The 15,436-nt window shown below is 67.0% G+C and carries 14 protein-coding genes and 2 pseudogenes; 10 read left to right on the top strand and 6 right to left on the bottom strand.

Features of this window, described 5'->3' with window-relative positions; translation table 11 throughout:
• Window positions 1–106: 106 nt before the first annotated feature.
• The gene (locus AB0M65_RS02135) at window positions 107–1,012 is read right to left on the bottom strand and encodes a glutaminase (protein WP_364020024.1); all 906 of its coding nucleotides are present in this window, start codon (window positions 1,010–1,012) and stop codon (window positions 107–109) included.
• A gap of 170 nt (window positions 1,013–1,182) precedes the next feature.
• On the opposite strand from AB0M65_RS02135, the gene AB0M65_RS02130 reads away from it, so the two are divergent.
• Entirely contained in the window at window positions 1,183–2,559 is a 1,377-nt protein-coding gene (locus AB0M65_RS02130; RefSeq protein WP_364020021.1) for an amino acid permease, read from the top strand.
• Window positions 2,560–2,740: 181 nt separating this feature from the next.
• Here the strand turns inward: AB0M65_RS02130 and AB0M65_RS02125 are convergent.
• Together AB0M65_RS02125 and AB0M65_RS02120 are read right to left on the bottom strand one after the other, a co-directional pair.
• Window positions 2,741–2,926 (bottom strand): annotated as a pseudogene (locus AB0M65_RS02125) (aldehyde dehydrogenase family protein); the annotation flags it as partial.
• 19 nt (window positions 2,927–2,945) lie between these two features.
• Complete coding sequence (locus tag AB0M65_RS02120) at window positions 2,946–3,815, bottom strand: aldolase (protein WP_364020018.1); 870 nt, start codon at window positions 3,813–3,815, stop codon at window positions 2,946–2,948.
• Window positions 3,816–3,924: 109 nt separating this feature from the next.
• On the opposite strand from AB0M65_RS02120, the gene AB0M65_RS02115 reads away from it, so the two are divergent.
• Window positions 3,925–4,680, top strand: coding sequence for a GntR family transcriptional regulator (locus tag AB0M65_RS02115; RefSeq protein WP_364020015.1), 756 nt, complete (start codon window positions 3,925–3,927; stop codon window positions 4,678–4,680).
• Here AB0M65_RS02115 and AB0M65_RS02110 read toward each other — a convergent pair.
• Window positions 4,660–6,105 (bottom strand): APC family permease, encoded by a 1,446-nt coding sequence (locus tag AB0M65_RS02110; protein ID WP_364020012.1) that lies wholly within the window; start codon window positions 6,103–6,105, stop codon window positions 4,660–4,662. The two genes, AB0M65_RS02115 and AB0M65_RS02110, sit on opposite strands and share 21 nt — an antisense overlap.
• 384 nt (window positions 6,106–6,489) lie before the next feature.
• On the opposite strand from AB0M65_RS02110, the pseudogene AB0M65_RS02105 reads away from it, so the two are divergent.
• Both AB0M65_RS02105 and AB0M65_RS02100 read left to right on the top strand, forming a co-directional pair.
• A pseudogene (locus AB0M65_RS02105) lies at window positions 6,490–7,341 on the top strand (DUF222 domain-containing protein); the annotation flags it as partial.
• Between the two features lie 55 nt (window positions 7,342–7,396).
• On the top strand, window positions 7,397–7,780 hold the full coding sequence (locus tag AB0M65_RS02100; RefSeq protein ID WP_364020009.1) for an HNH endonuclease signature motif containing protein: 384 nt from the start codon (window positions 7,397–7,399) through the stop codon (window positions 7,778–7,780).
• A 324-nt stretch (window positions 7,781–8,104) separates the two neighbouring features.
• On the opposite strand, the gene AB0M65_RS02095 is transcribed toward AB0M65_RS02100, so the two are convergent.
• A complete protein-coding gene (locus tag AB0M65_RS02095; protein ID WP_364020006.1) occupies window positions 8,105–8,557 on the bottom strand; it encodes a MoaF C-terminal domain-containing protein in 453 nt (150 codons plus the stop codon).
• 96 nt (window positions 8,558–8,653) lie between these two features.
• Entirely contained in the window at window positions 8,654–9,127 is a 474-nt protein-coding gene (locus AB0M65_RS02090) for a carboxymuconolactone decarboxylase family protein (protein WP_364020003.1), read from the bottom strand.
• 269 nt (window positions 9,128–9,396) lie between these two features.
• Here AB0M65_RS02090 and AB0M65_RS02085 point away from each other — a divergent pair, with 269 nt between their 5' ends.
• From AB0M65_RS02085 to AB0M65_RS02060, 6 genes are all read left to right on the top strand, one after another.
• The gene (locus AB0M65_RS02085) at window positions 9,397–10,278 is read left to right on the top strand and encodes a sugar isomerase (RefSeq protein WP_364020000.1); all 882 of its coding nucleotides are present in this window, start codon (window positions 9,397–9,399) and stop codon (window positions 10,276–10,278) included.
• 7 nt (window positions 10,279–10,285) lie between these two features.
• Window positions 10,286–11,176 (top strand): 1-phosphofructokinase family hexose kinase, encoded by an 891-nt coding sequence (locus AB0M65_RS02080; protein WP_364019997.1) that lies wholly within the window; start codon window positions 10,286–10,288, stop codon window positions 11,174–11,176.
• A 10-nt stretch (window positions 11,177–11,186) separates the two neighbouring features.
• On the top strand, window positions 11,187–12,068 hold the full coding sequence (locus AB0M65_RS02075; protein WP_364019994.1) for a class II fructose-bisphosphate aldolase: 882 nt from the start codon (window positions 11,187–11,189) through the stop codon (window positions 12,066–12,068).
• A gap of 81 nt (window positions 12,069–12,149) precedes the next feature.
• Window positions 12,150–13,541 (top strand): ABC transporter substrate-binding protein, encoded by a 1,392-nt coding sequence (locus AB0M65_RS02070; RefSeq protein ID WP_364019991.1) that lies wholly within the window; start codon window positions 12,150–12,152, stop codon window positions 13,539–13,541.
• Window positions 13,541–14,491 carry a sugar ABC transporter permease gene (locus AB0M65_RS02065; protein WP_364019988.1) on the top strand — a complete coding sequence of 317 codons (951 nt, stop codon included), beginning with the start codon at window positions 13,541–13,543 and terminating at the stop codon, window positions 14,489–14,491. Before AB0M65_RS02070 ends, AB0M65_RS02065 begins: the two co-directional genes overlap by 1 nt.
• 10 nt (window positions 14,492–14,501) lie before the next feature.
• Window positions 14,502–15,434 carry a carbohydrate ABC transporter permease gene (locus AB0M65_RS02060; protein WP_364019985.1) on the top strand — a complete coding sequence of 311 codons (933 nt, stop codon included), beginning with the start codon at window positions 14,502–14,504 and terminating at the stop codon, window positions 15,432–15,434.
• Window positions 15,435–15,436 lie beyond the last annotated feature (2 nt).

Genomic DNA, 15,436 nt, shown 5'->3' with positions numbered 1-15,436 from the left:
GGTGTGGGCCCTTCGGCCTCGTACCGGGTCGTACTCGGTCGAAGGGCCCGCGCCGCCAGGGGCCGCCTGGGCGCGAAGACCACGAACGAGATTTGTCAGACACGCCCTAGAAGATCGACCAGCCGGTCAACGTGGTGAAGCGGTCGAGTGCCGCGACACCCGCGACAGAGTTGCCGCGCGCGTCGAGGCAGGGGCTCCACACACAGACCGCGCACCGGCCGGGCACGATCGCGACGATGCCGCCACCGACGCCGCTCTTGCCGGGAAGCCCGACGCGGTAGGCGAATTCGCCCGCCGCGTCGTAGGTGCCGCAGGTCAGCATCACCGCGTTGACCCGCTTGGCCGCGCTGAGCCCGAGCAGCCGGGTGCCGTCGTTGCGGACACCGTGGCGGGCGAGGAACACCGCCGAGCGCGCGACGTCGGCGCAGCTCATCGCGATCGAGCATTGCCGCACGTACTGGTCGAGGACGGCGGGCACCGGATGGAGCATGTTTCCATACGACGCCATGAAATACGCGAGCGCGCGGTTGCGGTCGGCGTGGTCGGCCTCGGAGGCGGCGACCTCGGCGTCGATGCCGATGTCCGGCCGTCCGCTTTCCTCACGCAGGAACCTGAGCAACGTCGCCGCCGCGTCACCACGTTGCGCCAGTTCGTCGGTCACCACCAGCGCACCCGCGTTGATGAACGGATTACGGGGGATCCCGTCCTCGTTTTCCAGCTGCACCAGCGAGTTGAACGGGTTGCCGGACGGTTCGCGGCCCACCCGCGCCCAGACGCCGTCACCATGGGAGAGCGCGAGCGCCAGTGTGAAGACCTTCGACATGCTCTGGATGGAGAACGGCCGCTCCCAGTCGCCGACGCCGTGGACCGCACCGTCCACTTCGGCCACCGCCATGCCGAACCGCCGCGGCTCGACCCTGGCGAGGGCGGGGATGTAGTCCGCGACGAAGCCGCGGCCGATCTCCGGCGCGACGTCGTCGGCGATCCGGTCCAGCAACGCTGCGAGGTCCACGGCCGTAGCGTAAGAGGCCGCCTTCGCGCGCGAAGATCGGGGTTCGCGGGTGAATTTGTCAAATCGAATCGGGAAATACCGGTAAAACCACTGGCGTGACGTCCCGCACACCTTAAGTCTTCCTTAGCATTGTTGGTGACTTGCCGCACACGCTCTAGCGTCTGGCAACCATGGATTCCTCGCTGCTCACCGACAAAGGTGAAAGCTACTCAAAAGCACTGGGCAACCGCCAAGTGCAGATGATCGCCATCGGCGGTGCGATCGGCGTCGGGTTGTTCCTCGGTGCGGGTGGCAAGCTCCAGCAGGTCGGGCCATCGCTCGTCCTGTCCTACGCGCTCTGCGGTATCGCCGCGTACTTCGTGATGCGCGCACTCGGCGAACTCGTGCTGCACGAGCCGACTTCCGGCAGTTTCGTCACCTACGCCCGTAGGTTCATCGGGCCGTGGGCCGGCTTCGTGTCGGGCTGGATGTACTGGGTGAACTGGGCGATGACCGGTATCGCGGAGATCACCGCGGTGGCGATCTACGTGCACAAATGGCTGCCCGGCGTACCACAATGGATCACCGCGCTGGTCGCGCTCGGCGTGCTGATCCTGGTGAACCTGCTGTCGGTGAAATTGTTCGGCGAGCTGGAATTCTGGTTCTCGGTGGTCAAGGTCCTGGCCATCGTGGTCTTCCTGGTCACCGCGACCGGGCTGGTGCTCACCGGCGCCGACATCGGCGGCACCAAGGCCGGGGTGCACAACCTGACCGACCACAATGGATTCTTCCCGGCCGGGATCGGCATCGCGCTGATGACCCTGCAGGCCGTCATCTTCGCCTACTCGGCCATCGAGGTCGTCGGCATCGCGGCAGGCGAGACCAAGGACGCCCGCAAGGTCCTGCCCAAGGCGATCAACGGCGTGGTCTGGCGGATCGGCGTGTTCTACGTCGGTTCCGTGCTGCTGCTGGCGATGCTGCTGCCCTGGCCGTTCTACAACGGTGGTGAGAGCCCGTTCGTCACCGTGTTCAGCCGCCTCGGGATCCCGGGCATCGGCGACGTGATGAACGCCGTCGTGCTCACCGCCGCGCTGTCGAGCTGCAACTCCGGTCTCTACTCCACCGGCCGCATCCTGCGGGCGCTGGCCGACAAGGGTGAGGCGCCGAAGTTCGTCGGCAAGATGAGCGGTCGCCACGTGCCCTACGGCGGCATCCTGTTCACCTCCGGCGCCTACGTCCTCGGTGTGGTGCTCAACTATCTCGTCCCGAAGGACGCTTTCGACATCGCGATCGCGATCGCCTCGCTCGGCGTGATCACCACCTGGGCGACACTGATCTTCTGCCAGATGCGGCTGCGTCAGGCCGCGTTGCGCGGCGAACTGGAACGGCCGTCCTATCGGATGCCGTTGGCGCCGTACAGCGGCTGGGCGACGCTGGGCTTCCTCGCGCTGGTCGTGGTACTGATGGGCTTCTCCGACGGTGCCGAAAAGCTCGCGTTCTACTCGATCCCCGTACTGGCCATCGTGCTGGCGGTGGGGTGGCGTTACGTCGGGAAACGACAGCGCTGACCCCGGCCCGCGTTTAGTCCTCTGGTTGCGGTAGTTCGGAGTCGAACCACCGCAACCAGAGGACTAAACGCGGGAATCAGCTGGACGTCGGGAAGTGGAAACCCGCGGCACTGTGCGGCCATCGCGTCGTGACGACCTTCGCCCGCGTGTAGAACCGGACCCCCTCGGGACCGTGGATGGGGCTGTCCCCGATGCCCCACGACTCGAACGCCTTGCCCGCCGCCGCGACCGCGGTGTCCACATCGGACGGTTCGGCGAGGAGCACTTCCGCCTGCGGCCTGCCCTCGGCCGGGTCGTAGACCGGGGCGGTGCGGGTGGAACCCGCGGTGGTCGCGGTGCCGTTGATCCAATGGTCGATGGTCTTCACGCGTTGTCCTCCACGGGGTTCACAGCAGTCCGACGGCAGTGTCGACGGCCTTGGCGACGTCGCCGTCGTGCGGGTACAGCAGCGACCGGCCGACCACGAGGCCCTGCACGGTCGGCAGCGCGAGCGCCCGCTGCCAGGCGGCGAACGCGGCGTCCGGGTCCTTGACCTCGCCGCCCAGCAGGACGGCGGGCAGCGTCGATGCCGCCAGCACGCGCTCCATCTCCTTGACCACGGGAAGTTTCAGCCACGTGTAGGCGGACGAACGGCCGAGGCCGGCGGCGATGGTGATCGAGCGGATCACGGCGTCGGGGGAGAGGTCGTTGCGGAGGCGCCCGTCGACCCAGTCGGACAGGAACGGCTCGACCATCGCGACCAGTTTCCGGTCGGCCAGTTCGTTGATCGCCTTCGCGGTGTTCTCGAGGACACCCGGTGTCGCCGGATCGGTCAGGCAGATCCGGGTGAGGGTCTTGCCGCCGTCGAAGCGCATCCGTTCGATCGTTTCGGCGTCGTAGCAGGCGAACCGGTCGTCGATCTCGAAACTCGATCCGGCGAGCCCGGTGCGGTTCATGGAGCCGATGACGGTCTTGCCGCCGAGAACGCCGAGAAGCAGCAGGTCGTCGACGATGTCCGGTGTCGCGAGCACTCCCGTGACGCCGGGCCGCTCCAGTGCCAGGCAGAGGCGGTCGAGCAGTTCGCCGCGGTCGGCCATCGCCAGCGGATCGGCGCCGACGCCGTTCGCGCCGCGCGCCGGGTGATCCGCGGCGATGATCATCGCGGCGCCCTTGTCGTTGAACGGCGACTTCGCCCGGATCCTGGCGGCCGCGGCCTCCGCTATCGCTTCCGGTTCACGCACCCGTTTGGCGACGACTCGCCGTACTGTGTCGGACACTTCGCGTTCCTCCTGGCTCGCCTGCTGCTTCGACCTTCGCAAAGCATTGGAGACTTTGTCAAGACATATGGACATAAGGTCATGGCGCTCACCACGGTAGGCTCCGCGCATGACTCCCTCGACCTGGGTGCCCGGCGAGATCGTGGTGGATCCGAACAGTCCGGAGCCGCTGTATTCCCAGGTCGCCCGGCAGCTCCACGCCGCGATCGACGACGGCAGGCTGCCGACGGGCGCCCGCCTGGACAACGAGGTGGACTTGGCCGCGCGGCTGCATCTGTCGCGGCCGACCATCCGTCAGGCGATCCAGTCACTGGTCAACGAGGGCCTGCTCGTGCGCAAACGTGGCGTCGGCACCCAGGTCGTCCGCACCAAGGTGGCCCGCCCGCTGCGGTTGAGCAGCCTCTTCGACGACCTCGACGAACTAGGTGACAAGCCACGGACGGCCGTACTCGTGAACCGGGTGGACCCCGCCGGCGAGGACGCCGTCGAGCAGCTGGAGACGCCGGGGCTGACGCGGGTCCGGCGGCTGAAGCGTGTCCGCTCGACCGGCGGCGAACCGCTGGCGATCATGAACAACTACCTGCCGGACGGCATCATCGACCCGGACGACGACGAACTGCGGGACAAGGGGCTCTACCAATTGCTGCGGTCGGCGGGTGTCCGGCTGCACGCCGCGCACCAGAATGTCGGCGCCCGCCTCGCCACCGAGGAGGACGCCGAACTACTGGACGAAAAGCCCGGCGCGGCGCTGCTCACCATGCGGCGCACCACCTACGACGAAACCGGCCGGGTCGTCGAGTACGGCTGGCACGTCTACCGCGCCTCGCGTTATTCGTTCAACCTGTCACTGACCAACAACGTCTGACGGCTCGCGTTCCAGATCGGACTCCAGCGCGTCGTAGACCGACGGGCGGAAACGGCGCAACCAGACGGCGAGCGCGAGCCCGGCGAGCGCGACGACCAGCAGCAGCCACGGCAGCAGCGGGACGACGCCGTTGCTCGAACCGGCGAGGGTGGGGAAGTTGACGATCGCCAGCGTCACGATGAGCCCGAGGCCGATCGCGCCCAGCCCGGGAGCGAGCAGCGTCCGCACGATCCGGCTGTCCCGGGTCCGGCGGAAGTGGACCAGGATCGCCACCGCCGCGAACAGTTGCAGGGTAAGGATTCCGAGGGTGCCGAATCCGGTCATACTCGCGGTGAGGTCGGCGACCGGATCGAGTCCGGCGAGCCAGAAACCCAGTGCCACCAACGAACCGAAGGCGAGCTGGACGATCGACGCGTGGCGGGGCGCGCCGTTGCGCGGACTGGTCTTGCCCAGCAACCGCGGCAGCACGCCGACCCGGCCCAGCGCGTACAGGTAGCGGGTGGCGGAATTGTGCAGTGCCAGCAACGCCGCGAACAGGCTGACCACCAGTAGCAGCAGCATCACCTTGGTCAGGGCGTCGCCGAGATACTCCTGGGCCACCGACTGCACCAGGTCCCCGGTCGAAAGATGTGCGGCGGCGACGTCCTGCGCCTGCTCGGCACCGATCGCGCTGACCACGGCCCAGGTGGTGAACGCGGCGAACACGCCGATGAAGCCGATGGCGATATAGGTCGCGCGGGGAATCGTCCGCTTGGGATTCTTGGCCTCCTCGCCGAACAACGCGGTCGCCTCGAACCCGATGAAAGCGTTGGCGGCGAACAACAACGCCAGACCGCTCGCGCCCTGGAACAAGACGGACGGGCTGAACGCGGCGAAGGAGAAGCCGTGCCGGAACAGCACGCTGAAGTCCATGATCAGCAGGATCGACACTTCGAGGACCAGCGACACTCCCAGCACCTTCGCGCTGACGGCGATCCCCCGGCGGCTCAGCAGCAGGACCAGCACGACCGAAAGCGCGCTCCAGAGGAGCCAATCGAGGTCCAGCCCGAAGACGGTGTTGATCGCGGTGGAGGTGAAGAACCCGCTCGTGCCGATCGCGCCCGCGACGAAGCAGTTGTAGCCGAGCATCGCGACGAAACCGGCGATCAGGCCCGGCGTCCGGCCCAGCCCCTTGACCACGAAGGCGTAGAAGCCGCCCGCGCTGGTGAGCACTTTCGACATCTGCGCGTAGCCGACCGCGAACAGCAGCAGGACGACCGTGGCCAACAGGAAGGCCGCGACCATACCGCCGCCGTTCCCGACTGCGATGCCGATGGCCGCGATCACGACCATGCCGGTCAAGGGTGCGACCGCGGCGAGCACGAGGAAGACGATGCCGGGTACGCCGAGGACGTTCTTGGCGAGTGACGTGTCGTCCTGGCTCATTCGCACTCCTTTTGTCCGCTGGACGGCCAGTATGGGAGCGGCCGGGGATGTGAGCTTTGCCTTTGCGTGCTCAGCGGTTGTTCGGCAGTGCTGGTCTTAGGGCTGGGTGGGCCCGGGTGGCTTGGTCCCGGGGTGGCTCGCTCCGGGGTGGCTGGAGCCGGGCGGCTTGCCCCGGGGTGGCTGGAGCCGGGTGGCTTGCTCGCTCACTTGTCGTCGGGAATGGTGACTTGGTGCTTCGCTTTATTCGCTTGCTTCAGTCTCTTCGCTTCTCTTCGTCTGCTTCGGTCTATTCGCCGCTTTCTCTATGTATTCGTTTCGGAGCCTTTTGCTCCCCTTTCGAGTGAACCTCTACGCACTCGGCGACTACTCTAAACGAGCTAGCACATGTGTTCGAACAGGTGTATCGTCAGATTCGTGGCCAGCGAGAACAACCCCCAGCAGTCGATGCGCACCGAGTGGTGGCGTGTCGACACCGCGACGCTGCACGCCCGCAAACAGGAAATCGAAGTCCTGAAACGTCAATTGGACGCGGAGCAGTACGCGATCTTCGCGGAATTGAATGCACGCGGCATTCGCGGCTGTTCTGGTCATTCGACGTTGACAGGGTTGATTCTCCAAGACTTCCTCGTGTCCAAAGAGGAAGCTTCGGCCCGCGCCGACCGGGCGTTGGCTCTGCATCCCGGTGTGTCCATCGGCGGAGACACGGTGCCACCCCTCGCGCCGTTGACCGCTGAGGCGGCCGAGGAAGGCGCGATCGGCGGCGGGCAGATCACCGCGATCATCAAAGCCCTCGGACGGATCCCCTCACATGTCCCAGTCGAGGACATCCGCACCGGGGAGAAGACCCTGGTGGATTTGGCGCGGTTCGCCGGGCCTGCCGAGATCCCCACAGCCGGACGCCGCCTCCTGGATCATCTCGACCCGGACGGCAAAGCACCCCGCGACGACAAGCCCAAAGACGCCCGGCCGGAGATGCGGTTCGTCAAACACCGCGACGGCACCCACGGCATCATCGGCACCCTCGACCTCGAAACCTACGCCCGCCTGAAATCCGACCTGGATCCCTTGGCCAAACCCCACAAAGCCATCGACGGAGTCCGGGCCCCACGTACCCAAGCCGAACGCTACGGCGATGCCTTCTCCGACTATGTGCGACTCAAAACCTCAAGCCGCAATTTGCCCGGCCAAGCAGCTGAGTCGACGCACATTCTGGTCACCATGTCTTATGAGGACCTGATCAGCGACCTCGGCCAAGCCCAGCTGGATCTGGTCGGACCCATCAGCGCCACGGATGCCCGCAATCCTCGCCTGCGACGCCCGCGTCCGCCCCGGAGTCCTCGGCACCGCCGGGGAGCCACTGGACATCGGCCGGTCGAAGCGCACCGTGTCGTTGGCCCAGAAGTACGCGTTGACCATCCGCGACGGCGGTTGCGCCTTCCCCGGCTGCGACATGCCCGTACCACGCTGCACCGCACACCACATCACCTTCTGGCGCCACCACGGCGAAACGAAGATCGACAACCTCGTGCTGCTGTGTTCGGCGCATCACCGCCTGATCCACAAAAGCGAAGGGAAAGTCCGCATCGCCCAAGACGGACTCCCCGAATTCACCGCACCCGCCTACCTCGATCCCACCGGGGCTCCGAGACGCAACACCATGCACCTCAGGACATAGGGCCGACTCCTTTTAAGCCGCGGTCCGGCGTCGAGACGCGAGCACTGTTCGGGATAATTGTTAAGGAGAAAGATAAGGTGTCGTGTTTTGTGTGGCGGGTCTGCCGCCTCGCCGGGCTTTCGGACGCCGTCCTGGCTCGCGGCCGCGGGTTCCGTCGCCGTTTCGCGGCGACGGCCCACAACGCCGCCGCCCTCGCGGGTGATTCCGGGCTTGTCCATGAAGGAATTGGGACACTCAATGTCCCAATTCCTTCATCAACGCGGACGCGACCCGCGAGCCCGAACGCGAGCCGAGAGCACCAGCGTGCCGTATCCCTCAAAACCTTCAAGATTCACGTGGCGCCGGAAAGGAAGGCCATCCATGCGGCCGCTCCAGGATCTCGATCGTCGCCTGATCGACGAGAAAGTACTGCCCGCCGTCTTCACGCGGGTTCGTGTAGGCCGCCGTCGCCACCAGCTGGCCGAAGTCCGCCATGACCGCGATCGGGAACCCGCCGTCGAAGACTTCGCCGTGCGCGGCCGTCGCGACGGTCCCCGTCTCGTACCAGGTTACGAAGTACTGCGCCGGGCCGACGGCGAAGACACGCAACGTCTTTTCCTTCTGGCGGACACCGGTGAAATCGCCGGACACGCCCGTCCAGATCATCGTCGTCTTGTCCGCGTAGTGCTGCTCCAGCACGTTTCCGGAGCCGTAGTGGAAGTTCGCGCGGAGTCCGACGAGGTCGGTGCTGAGTGGATGGGTCCCGGTCACGGGGAAGAAGCGGACATCGAGTTCCACGGGGTGAACCTCCGGAATAGCGGGTTTCCGAAGGTTTAACACCCCGTCGATCGGCGACCGTTGTCCGCCAAGGAAAACTTGTTGCCTGAGAGCGCGTCAGCTGAACTGACCGGGCTGGTAGCCGCCCGCCGGCGTCCGCGCGATGACGTTGAGCCGGTTGTATGCGTTGATCGTCGCGACCAGCGCGATCAGGGCGCCGATCTGCTCGTCGTCGTAGTGCTTGCGCACCTCGGCCCAGGTGTCGTCGCTGACGCCGTGGTGGGCGTCCGAGAGGCGGGTGCCTTCTTCGGTCAGCGCCAGCGCCGCGCGCTCCGCTTCGGTGAACACGGTCGCCTCGCGCCAGGCCGCGACCAGATTGAGCCGCACCGAGGTCTCACCGGCGTGCGCGGCGTCCTTGCTGTGCATGTCGGTGCAGAAGCCGCAGCCGTTGATCTGGCTGGCCCGCAACTTCACGAGTTCCTGGGTCGCGTGCGGCAGCGACGACTCCTCGATCGGGCGGTTCGCGGCGCCGAGGCGCTTGGCGAACTTGACGATGACCTCGTTCTCGAACAGGTTGATGCGCGCTTCCATGATCTTTCCTCTCCGTCGGTTTCACACACATGACGGCTGGGCCCGAGAGGTTGTGACAGCTTTGAGAGTGACGCCGGTCACTGAGGGAAGAGGGCCGCGACGAAGTCCGTCGCGGCCGGGAGCAGCGAGGCGATCCGCCAGGTGACCAGCACTTCCTGCACATCCAAGCGAAAGAGTTGCGTGAAAGTGCGCTAACAGAGCATTGACGTTGCACAAAACTGCACCTAACGTGACAGCTATTGCGCACAACTGGCACGAATGGGGAGTTCATGAGCGGGACCTTCATGGCGGCGGAGATCGCGAGCCAGCCCGGCTGCTGGCGAGACGCGGCGGCCCTGGCCTCGGCGAACAGTGACCTGCTGCCGCCGCAGGGCGCGCGGGTCGCGATCGTCGGCTGCGGCACGTCGTGGTTCATCGGCCAGGCGTACGCCGTCCTTCGCGAAACCGCCGGACTCGGCGAGACCGACGCGTTCGCCGCGTCGGAGTTTCCTTCGGGACGCCAGTACGACCACGTCGTGGCGCTGACCCGGTCCGGAACGACGACCGAGGTTCACGCCCTCCTGGCGAAACTACGCGGGAAGACGCCGACCATCGCGATCACCGGGGTGCCCCGCGAGATCGAGGCCGCCGCGGACGCCATCGTCGACCTGTCCGTCGTGGATGAACGTTCCGTCGTGCAGACGCGGTTCGCGACAACGGCGCTGGCGATGCTGCGCGCGCACCTCGGCGAGGATCTGACCGCGGTCGCCGACCAGGCCGAACGCGTGCTCACCGAGCCGCTGCCCGACGAACTGATCGGCGCGGAGCAGTTCAGCTTCCTCGGCACCGGCTGGTCGGCCGGCATCGCGAACGAGGCCGCGCTCAAGTTCCGCGAGGCGTGCCTGCTGTGGACGGAGTCGTACCCGGCGTGGGATTACCGGCACGGTCCGATCAGCATCAGCGAGCCCGGCCGGGTGACCTGGATGTTCGGGCAGGCGCCGGACGGCCTCGCCGAGGACGTCGCCCGCGCGGGTGGCCTGTTCGTCGAAAGCGGCCTGGACCCGCTCGCGGACCTGGTCCGCGCGCAGCGGGTCGCCGGGGCGATCGCCGCCCGCAAGGGCCTCGACCCGGACAACCCCCGCAGCCTCACCCGTTCCGTCGTGCTGACCTGAGGCAGCCGTGATCGTCACCGTCACGCCGAACACCGCACTCGACGTCACGTACACAGTGGACGGTCTGCGGCCGGGTGACGTGCACCGGGCGAGGGACGTGCGGCACCGGGCGGGCGGCAAGGGCGTCAACGTCGCCCGCGTGCTGCACACGCTCGGTGCCGACGTCCGCGCGATCCTGACGGCGGGCGGCGCGACGGGGGCGGTAGTCGAGGCCGATCTCGCGTCGGCGGAGATCCCCGCCGACGTCGTCCCCATCGGCGGGGAAACCCGGCGCACCACCACGGTGCTGGCGGACGACGGATCGGTCACGCTGCTCAACGAGCCGGGACCACGGCTCGACGACAGCGAATGGCGAGCGCTCGTGGCGGCCGTCCTGGCGCGACGGACGGACGTGCTCGTCTGCTCGGGCAGCCTCCCGCCGGGAGCCGGGGGATACGCGGAGCTGCTCGGCGGGGCACTCTCCATTTTGGACACTTCCGGCGAAGCGCTCCTCGCCGGGCTGGCTGGGCGGCCGTCGGTCGTCAAGCCGAACGCCGAAGAACTACGCGAGGTCACCGGCTTGAGTGATCCGGTCGCCGCCGCGGCCGAACTGCGCAAGGCCGGAGCGGGTGCGGTCGTCGTCTCGCTGGGCCCCGAGGGACTCCTGGCGGTCACCGGATCCGGCACCTGGCAGGCGAAACCGTCCACAGTGCTGCGTGGCAACACCACCGGCGCGGGAGACGCCGTCGTCGCGGCGCTCGCGCTGGGACTGAGCCTCGGCGAACCGTGGCCGGACATTCTGCGCCGCGCCGTCGCGCTGTCCGGCGCGGCCGTGCTCGGCCCGCTCGCCGGGGACGTCGACCTCGCGCACTACCACGCCGAACAGGGGCTGGTCGCCGTGCGCGCCCGCCAACACTAGGAGAACCGTCATGCCTCTCGCAGGAACAGGGGAGATCGTCGGAGCCGCCGCCGCGGCCCGGCACGGCTGCGGCGCGTTCAACGCGATCCAGCTGGAGCACATCACCGCGATCGTCGACGGCGCCGCTGCGGCCGGAGCCCCGGTGATCATGCAGTTGAGCCAGAACGCCGTGAGGTACCACGGCTCACTGGCACCCATCGGCACCGCGGCGCTGGCCGCCGCGCGGGACGCCGTCACCCCGGTCGCCGTGCATCTCGACCATGCGGAGTCGCCGGAACTGGTCCGTGAAGCGGTCGCGCTCGGCTTCGGCTCGGTCATGTTCGACGCGTCCAAAAGGGACTACGCGGCCAACGTGCGCGCGACGAGGGAAATCGTCGAGTTCTGCCACGATCACGGCGTGTGGGTCGAGGCGGAACTCGGGGAGGTCGGTGGCAAGGACGGCGTGCACGCGCCCGGCGCGCGCACCGATCCGGGTGAGGCGGCGGAATTCGCCGCGGCCACCGGGGTGGACGCGCTGGCGGTGGCGGTGGGTAGTTCGCACGCCATGCTCACCCGTGACGCCGCGCTGGACTTCGAGCTGATCACGCGGTTGCGGGACCGCGTGCCGGTGCCGCTGGTGCTGCACGGTTCGTCCGGCGTGCCCGACGACGGGCTGGCCGAGGCCGTACGAGCCGGGATGACGAAGATCAATATCGCCACCCAGCTCAACAAGGTGTTCACCGCGGCCGCGACGGACGACTGGCGCGCGCATCCGGACCGCGTCGACCCTCGTAAATACCTTGGTGCGGGCCGGGCGGCGGTCGCCGTCGAGGTGCGGCGGCTGCTCGGAGTGCTCAAGCTCGATCACTCTGAACCGGAAAAGGTGACGATTGAGCAGACTTTGCGCGATTGACTGTTGACATGTGCGTGAAACCTCACAAAACTGCGCAAGAACAAGCAGAACTTGTGTGATCTTCGATCCAGGTGGTGGCGGATGCGGGTAGGCAAGCTCACGGCATTGACGGCAGGCGCGGCGCTCCTGCTGGCGGGATGCGGCGGCGGGGACACGGCCGGGGGAACCGGCGAGAACGCGCTTCCCGGCGTCGACCAGTTCCTCAACGCGCCTTGTCCGGAAGCGGCAGTGAAGCCTGCCACGGACAAGGAGTTCACGTACTGGTCCATGTGGACGGCCGACGAGCCGCAGGGCAAGGTCCTCCAGAAGGCCTTCAAATGCTTCACGGAGAAGACCGGCGTCAAGGTCGACGTGCAGTGGCTGGGCCGCAAGGCCTACACCCAGAACCTGGTGCCCGCGCTGAACACCGACGCCGTGCCGGATCTGTTCGACCAGGACGTCAGCAAGGTCGGCGCGGCGATCATGACGCCGGGCGGCACGCAGAGTGTCGACGACGTGTTCGCGATGAAGGTCGGCGAGGGTGACAAGACCGTCAAGGACGTGCTTTCGCCCAGCTCGTACGACTTCCCGCAGAACAAGGACCGCGAGGGCCACAACTTCATGGTCCCGTACACGATCCAGTCGAGCGCGTGGTGGTTCAACAAGGACACCGCCGGTGACGTCCAGCAGCCGAAGACGATGGACGAGCTGATCGGGCTGTTCGACAAGGCGAAGACCGATGGCAAGGCCGCGATCAGCCTCGACGGCGACATCCCGTTCTACAACATGTACTTCTACACCCAGCTCGCCGAGCGATACGTCGGCGCGGGCGGACTGTACAAGGCGGCGACCGACAAGACCGGCCAGGCGTGGAAGACCGAACCCGGTTTCCTCAAGGCCGCCGCCGAAACCGCGAAGCTGCCCAAGTACTTCATCGACGGCTGGGACGCGGCGAAGTTCCCGCAGGTACAGCAGCGCTGGGCCGACGGCGACTCCCGCTTCCTCTACGTCGGCAGCTGGGCACCGAGCGAGACCCGCGAGTACCTGGACAAGCAGGGCGCCGGGACGAAGATCAACTACAGCTCCTTCCAGTTCCCGATGCCCGAGGGCGCGAAGCACGACACCGTCGAGCAGATGTCGATCGGCTTCTCGGTGACCAAGAAGGCCAAACACGCCGAGGGCGCCAAGGCGTTCATCGCCTACTTCCTCAACAAGGACCTGCTTTCCGGGATCCCCGCGGTGGCCGACAACCTGGTGCCGCGCGCCGACCTCGCCGTGCCGGACGACCTCAAGCAGGTCAAGGCCGCACTGGACGACCCGAAGAAGGAACACGTCCTGCAGTACGACGGGATCGACGGTATCGCCGGCGGCAAATGGCAGACCGACGTCTTCGACCCCGCCGACATCGCGCTGCTGAAGGGGCAGATCACCCCGGAGCAGTTCGTGGAGCAGCTCGCCACCAAGAGCGCCGAGTTCTGGAAGAACCAGGGCTGATGGCCACGGTCACGACTCCGACGACACCGTCGGCGAGGGTGGTGAAGGCCGGCGCGCACCTGCGCCGCAAGAAACGGCTGTTCTGGCCGTTCGCAGCGCCCGCGCTGGTGCTGTACCTCGCTTTCCTGGTACTGCCGACGATCGCGACCGTGGTGCTGAGCTTCACCAGCTGGGCGGGTGCCGGCGACACGCCGAAACCCAACGGCGTCACCAACTACACGCAGATGGTGGCGAGCGACTCGTTCCAGTACGCCTTCGGCAATACGCTGATCTACGTGTTCCTCGGCGGGATCGGCACGTTCGCGCTGGCGTTCCTGTTCACCATGGTGCTGCGGGACATGAAGGGCGGGAAGACCGTCCGCGCCATCCTGTTCTTCCCGAACATCGTGGCGCCGGTGGCGCTCGGCATGTTCCTCGGCTTCGTGTTCAAGTACCAGCCGGGGAAACAGGGCCTCGCGAACTACGTGATGGAAGGCCTCGGCGCGGACGCGGCGAAGTTCCTCGCACCGTCCAATGTGACCGGTGTGGTGACGGCTTCGCTGATTTGGGCCAGCTCGGGCTTCTACATCACCATCCTGATGGCCGCGGTCGACCGGATCCCGCCCTATCTCTACGAAGACGCCGAACTGGGCGGCGCGTCGCCGTGGCAGAAGTTCCGCAACATCACGCTGCCGATGACCTGGGACGTCGTCGGCGTCGCCGGTGTCCTGTGGACGATCAACGCGCTCAAGATCTTCGAGCTGGTGTTCGTGCTGGCCGGTCCGGGCACCTACGCCCCGCCCAACGAGGCATGGACGCTGGGGATCTACGTATTCGACCGGACCTTCGGCTCGAACGGCACGCCGGACTTCGGTGCCGCCTGTGCCTGCGCGGTGGCGATGATCGCGCTGGTGTCCGTGCTCGTCGTCCTGCTCCGCCGCCTGATGCGCCGTGACGCGATCCAGTTCTGAGGGAGACCCCATGTCCGTCACCGACGACGTCGAGGCGCCCGCGCGGCCACCGGCGAAACCGGTGCGCAAGCCACCGCGCAAACCGCGCCCGGCGCCCGGCTCGAAACGGCTGAGCCCGTTGCGCGTACTGGGTTCCGCGATCGTGTGGCTGTTCACCGCCGGCAACATCCTGGTGCTGTACTGGCTGCTCACGGCCTCGTTCAAGACGCCGGTGGAGATCTTCACCAAGCCGTTCGCCTTGCCGTATCAGTGGTTCAACGTCGGCAAACCGTTCCGGAACTTCATCTACGCCTGGAACAACGCCGGTTTCGGCGACGCCGTGCTGACCACGGTGGTACTGGTCGGGCTCGCGACGGTCGTGACGGTCGCCGTGTCGGCACCCTGCGCGTACGCGTTGACCCGGCTCGGTGTCCGCGGCTCCGGGCCGATGACCAACGCCGTCGCGATCGGCATGGGTGTCCCGTTCCAGACGGTGATCATTCCGCTGTTCGTGGTGCTGAGCAAGATCCACCTGGACAACGAGTACGGCCTGTTCCTGCTTTACGTGGCCCTGTCCATCCCGTTCACGGTGTTCCTGATGACCGGCTTCTTCCGGTCGCTGCCGGACGAACTGGAGGAGGCGGCCGCACTCGACGGCGCGTCCCCGACCCGGACGTTCTTCTCGGTGATGCTGCCGCTGACCCGCGGTGGCATGATCACGGCGCTGACGCTGAACGCCATCGGCTTGTGGAACGAGACGCTGCTGGCGATCGTGTTCCTCAAGGACCAGGCGCATTTCACGTTGTCCCGCGCGTTGTTCACCTTCTACGGGGCCGCGAGTTACCAATCGGAGTACGGCGGGCTGATCGCCGGTGTGGCGATCGTCGTGCTCCCGATGCTCGTGCTCTATCTCGTACTCGCCCGCCGGATCATCACCGGCCTGACCCTCGGCGCCGGAAAGTAGGA

It is taken from the genome of Amycolatopsis sp. NPDC051071 (genome assembly GCF_040682875.1).
Taxonomy (GTDB): Bacteria; Actinomycetota; Actinomycetes; order Mycobacteriales; family Pseudonocardiaceae; genus Amycolatopsis.
This window is presented reverse-complemented; position numbering and strand designations above follow the sequence as displayed.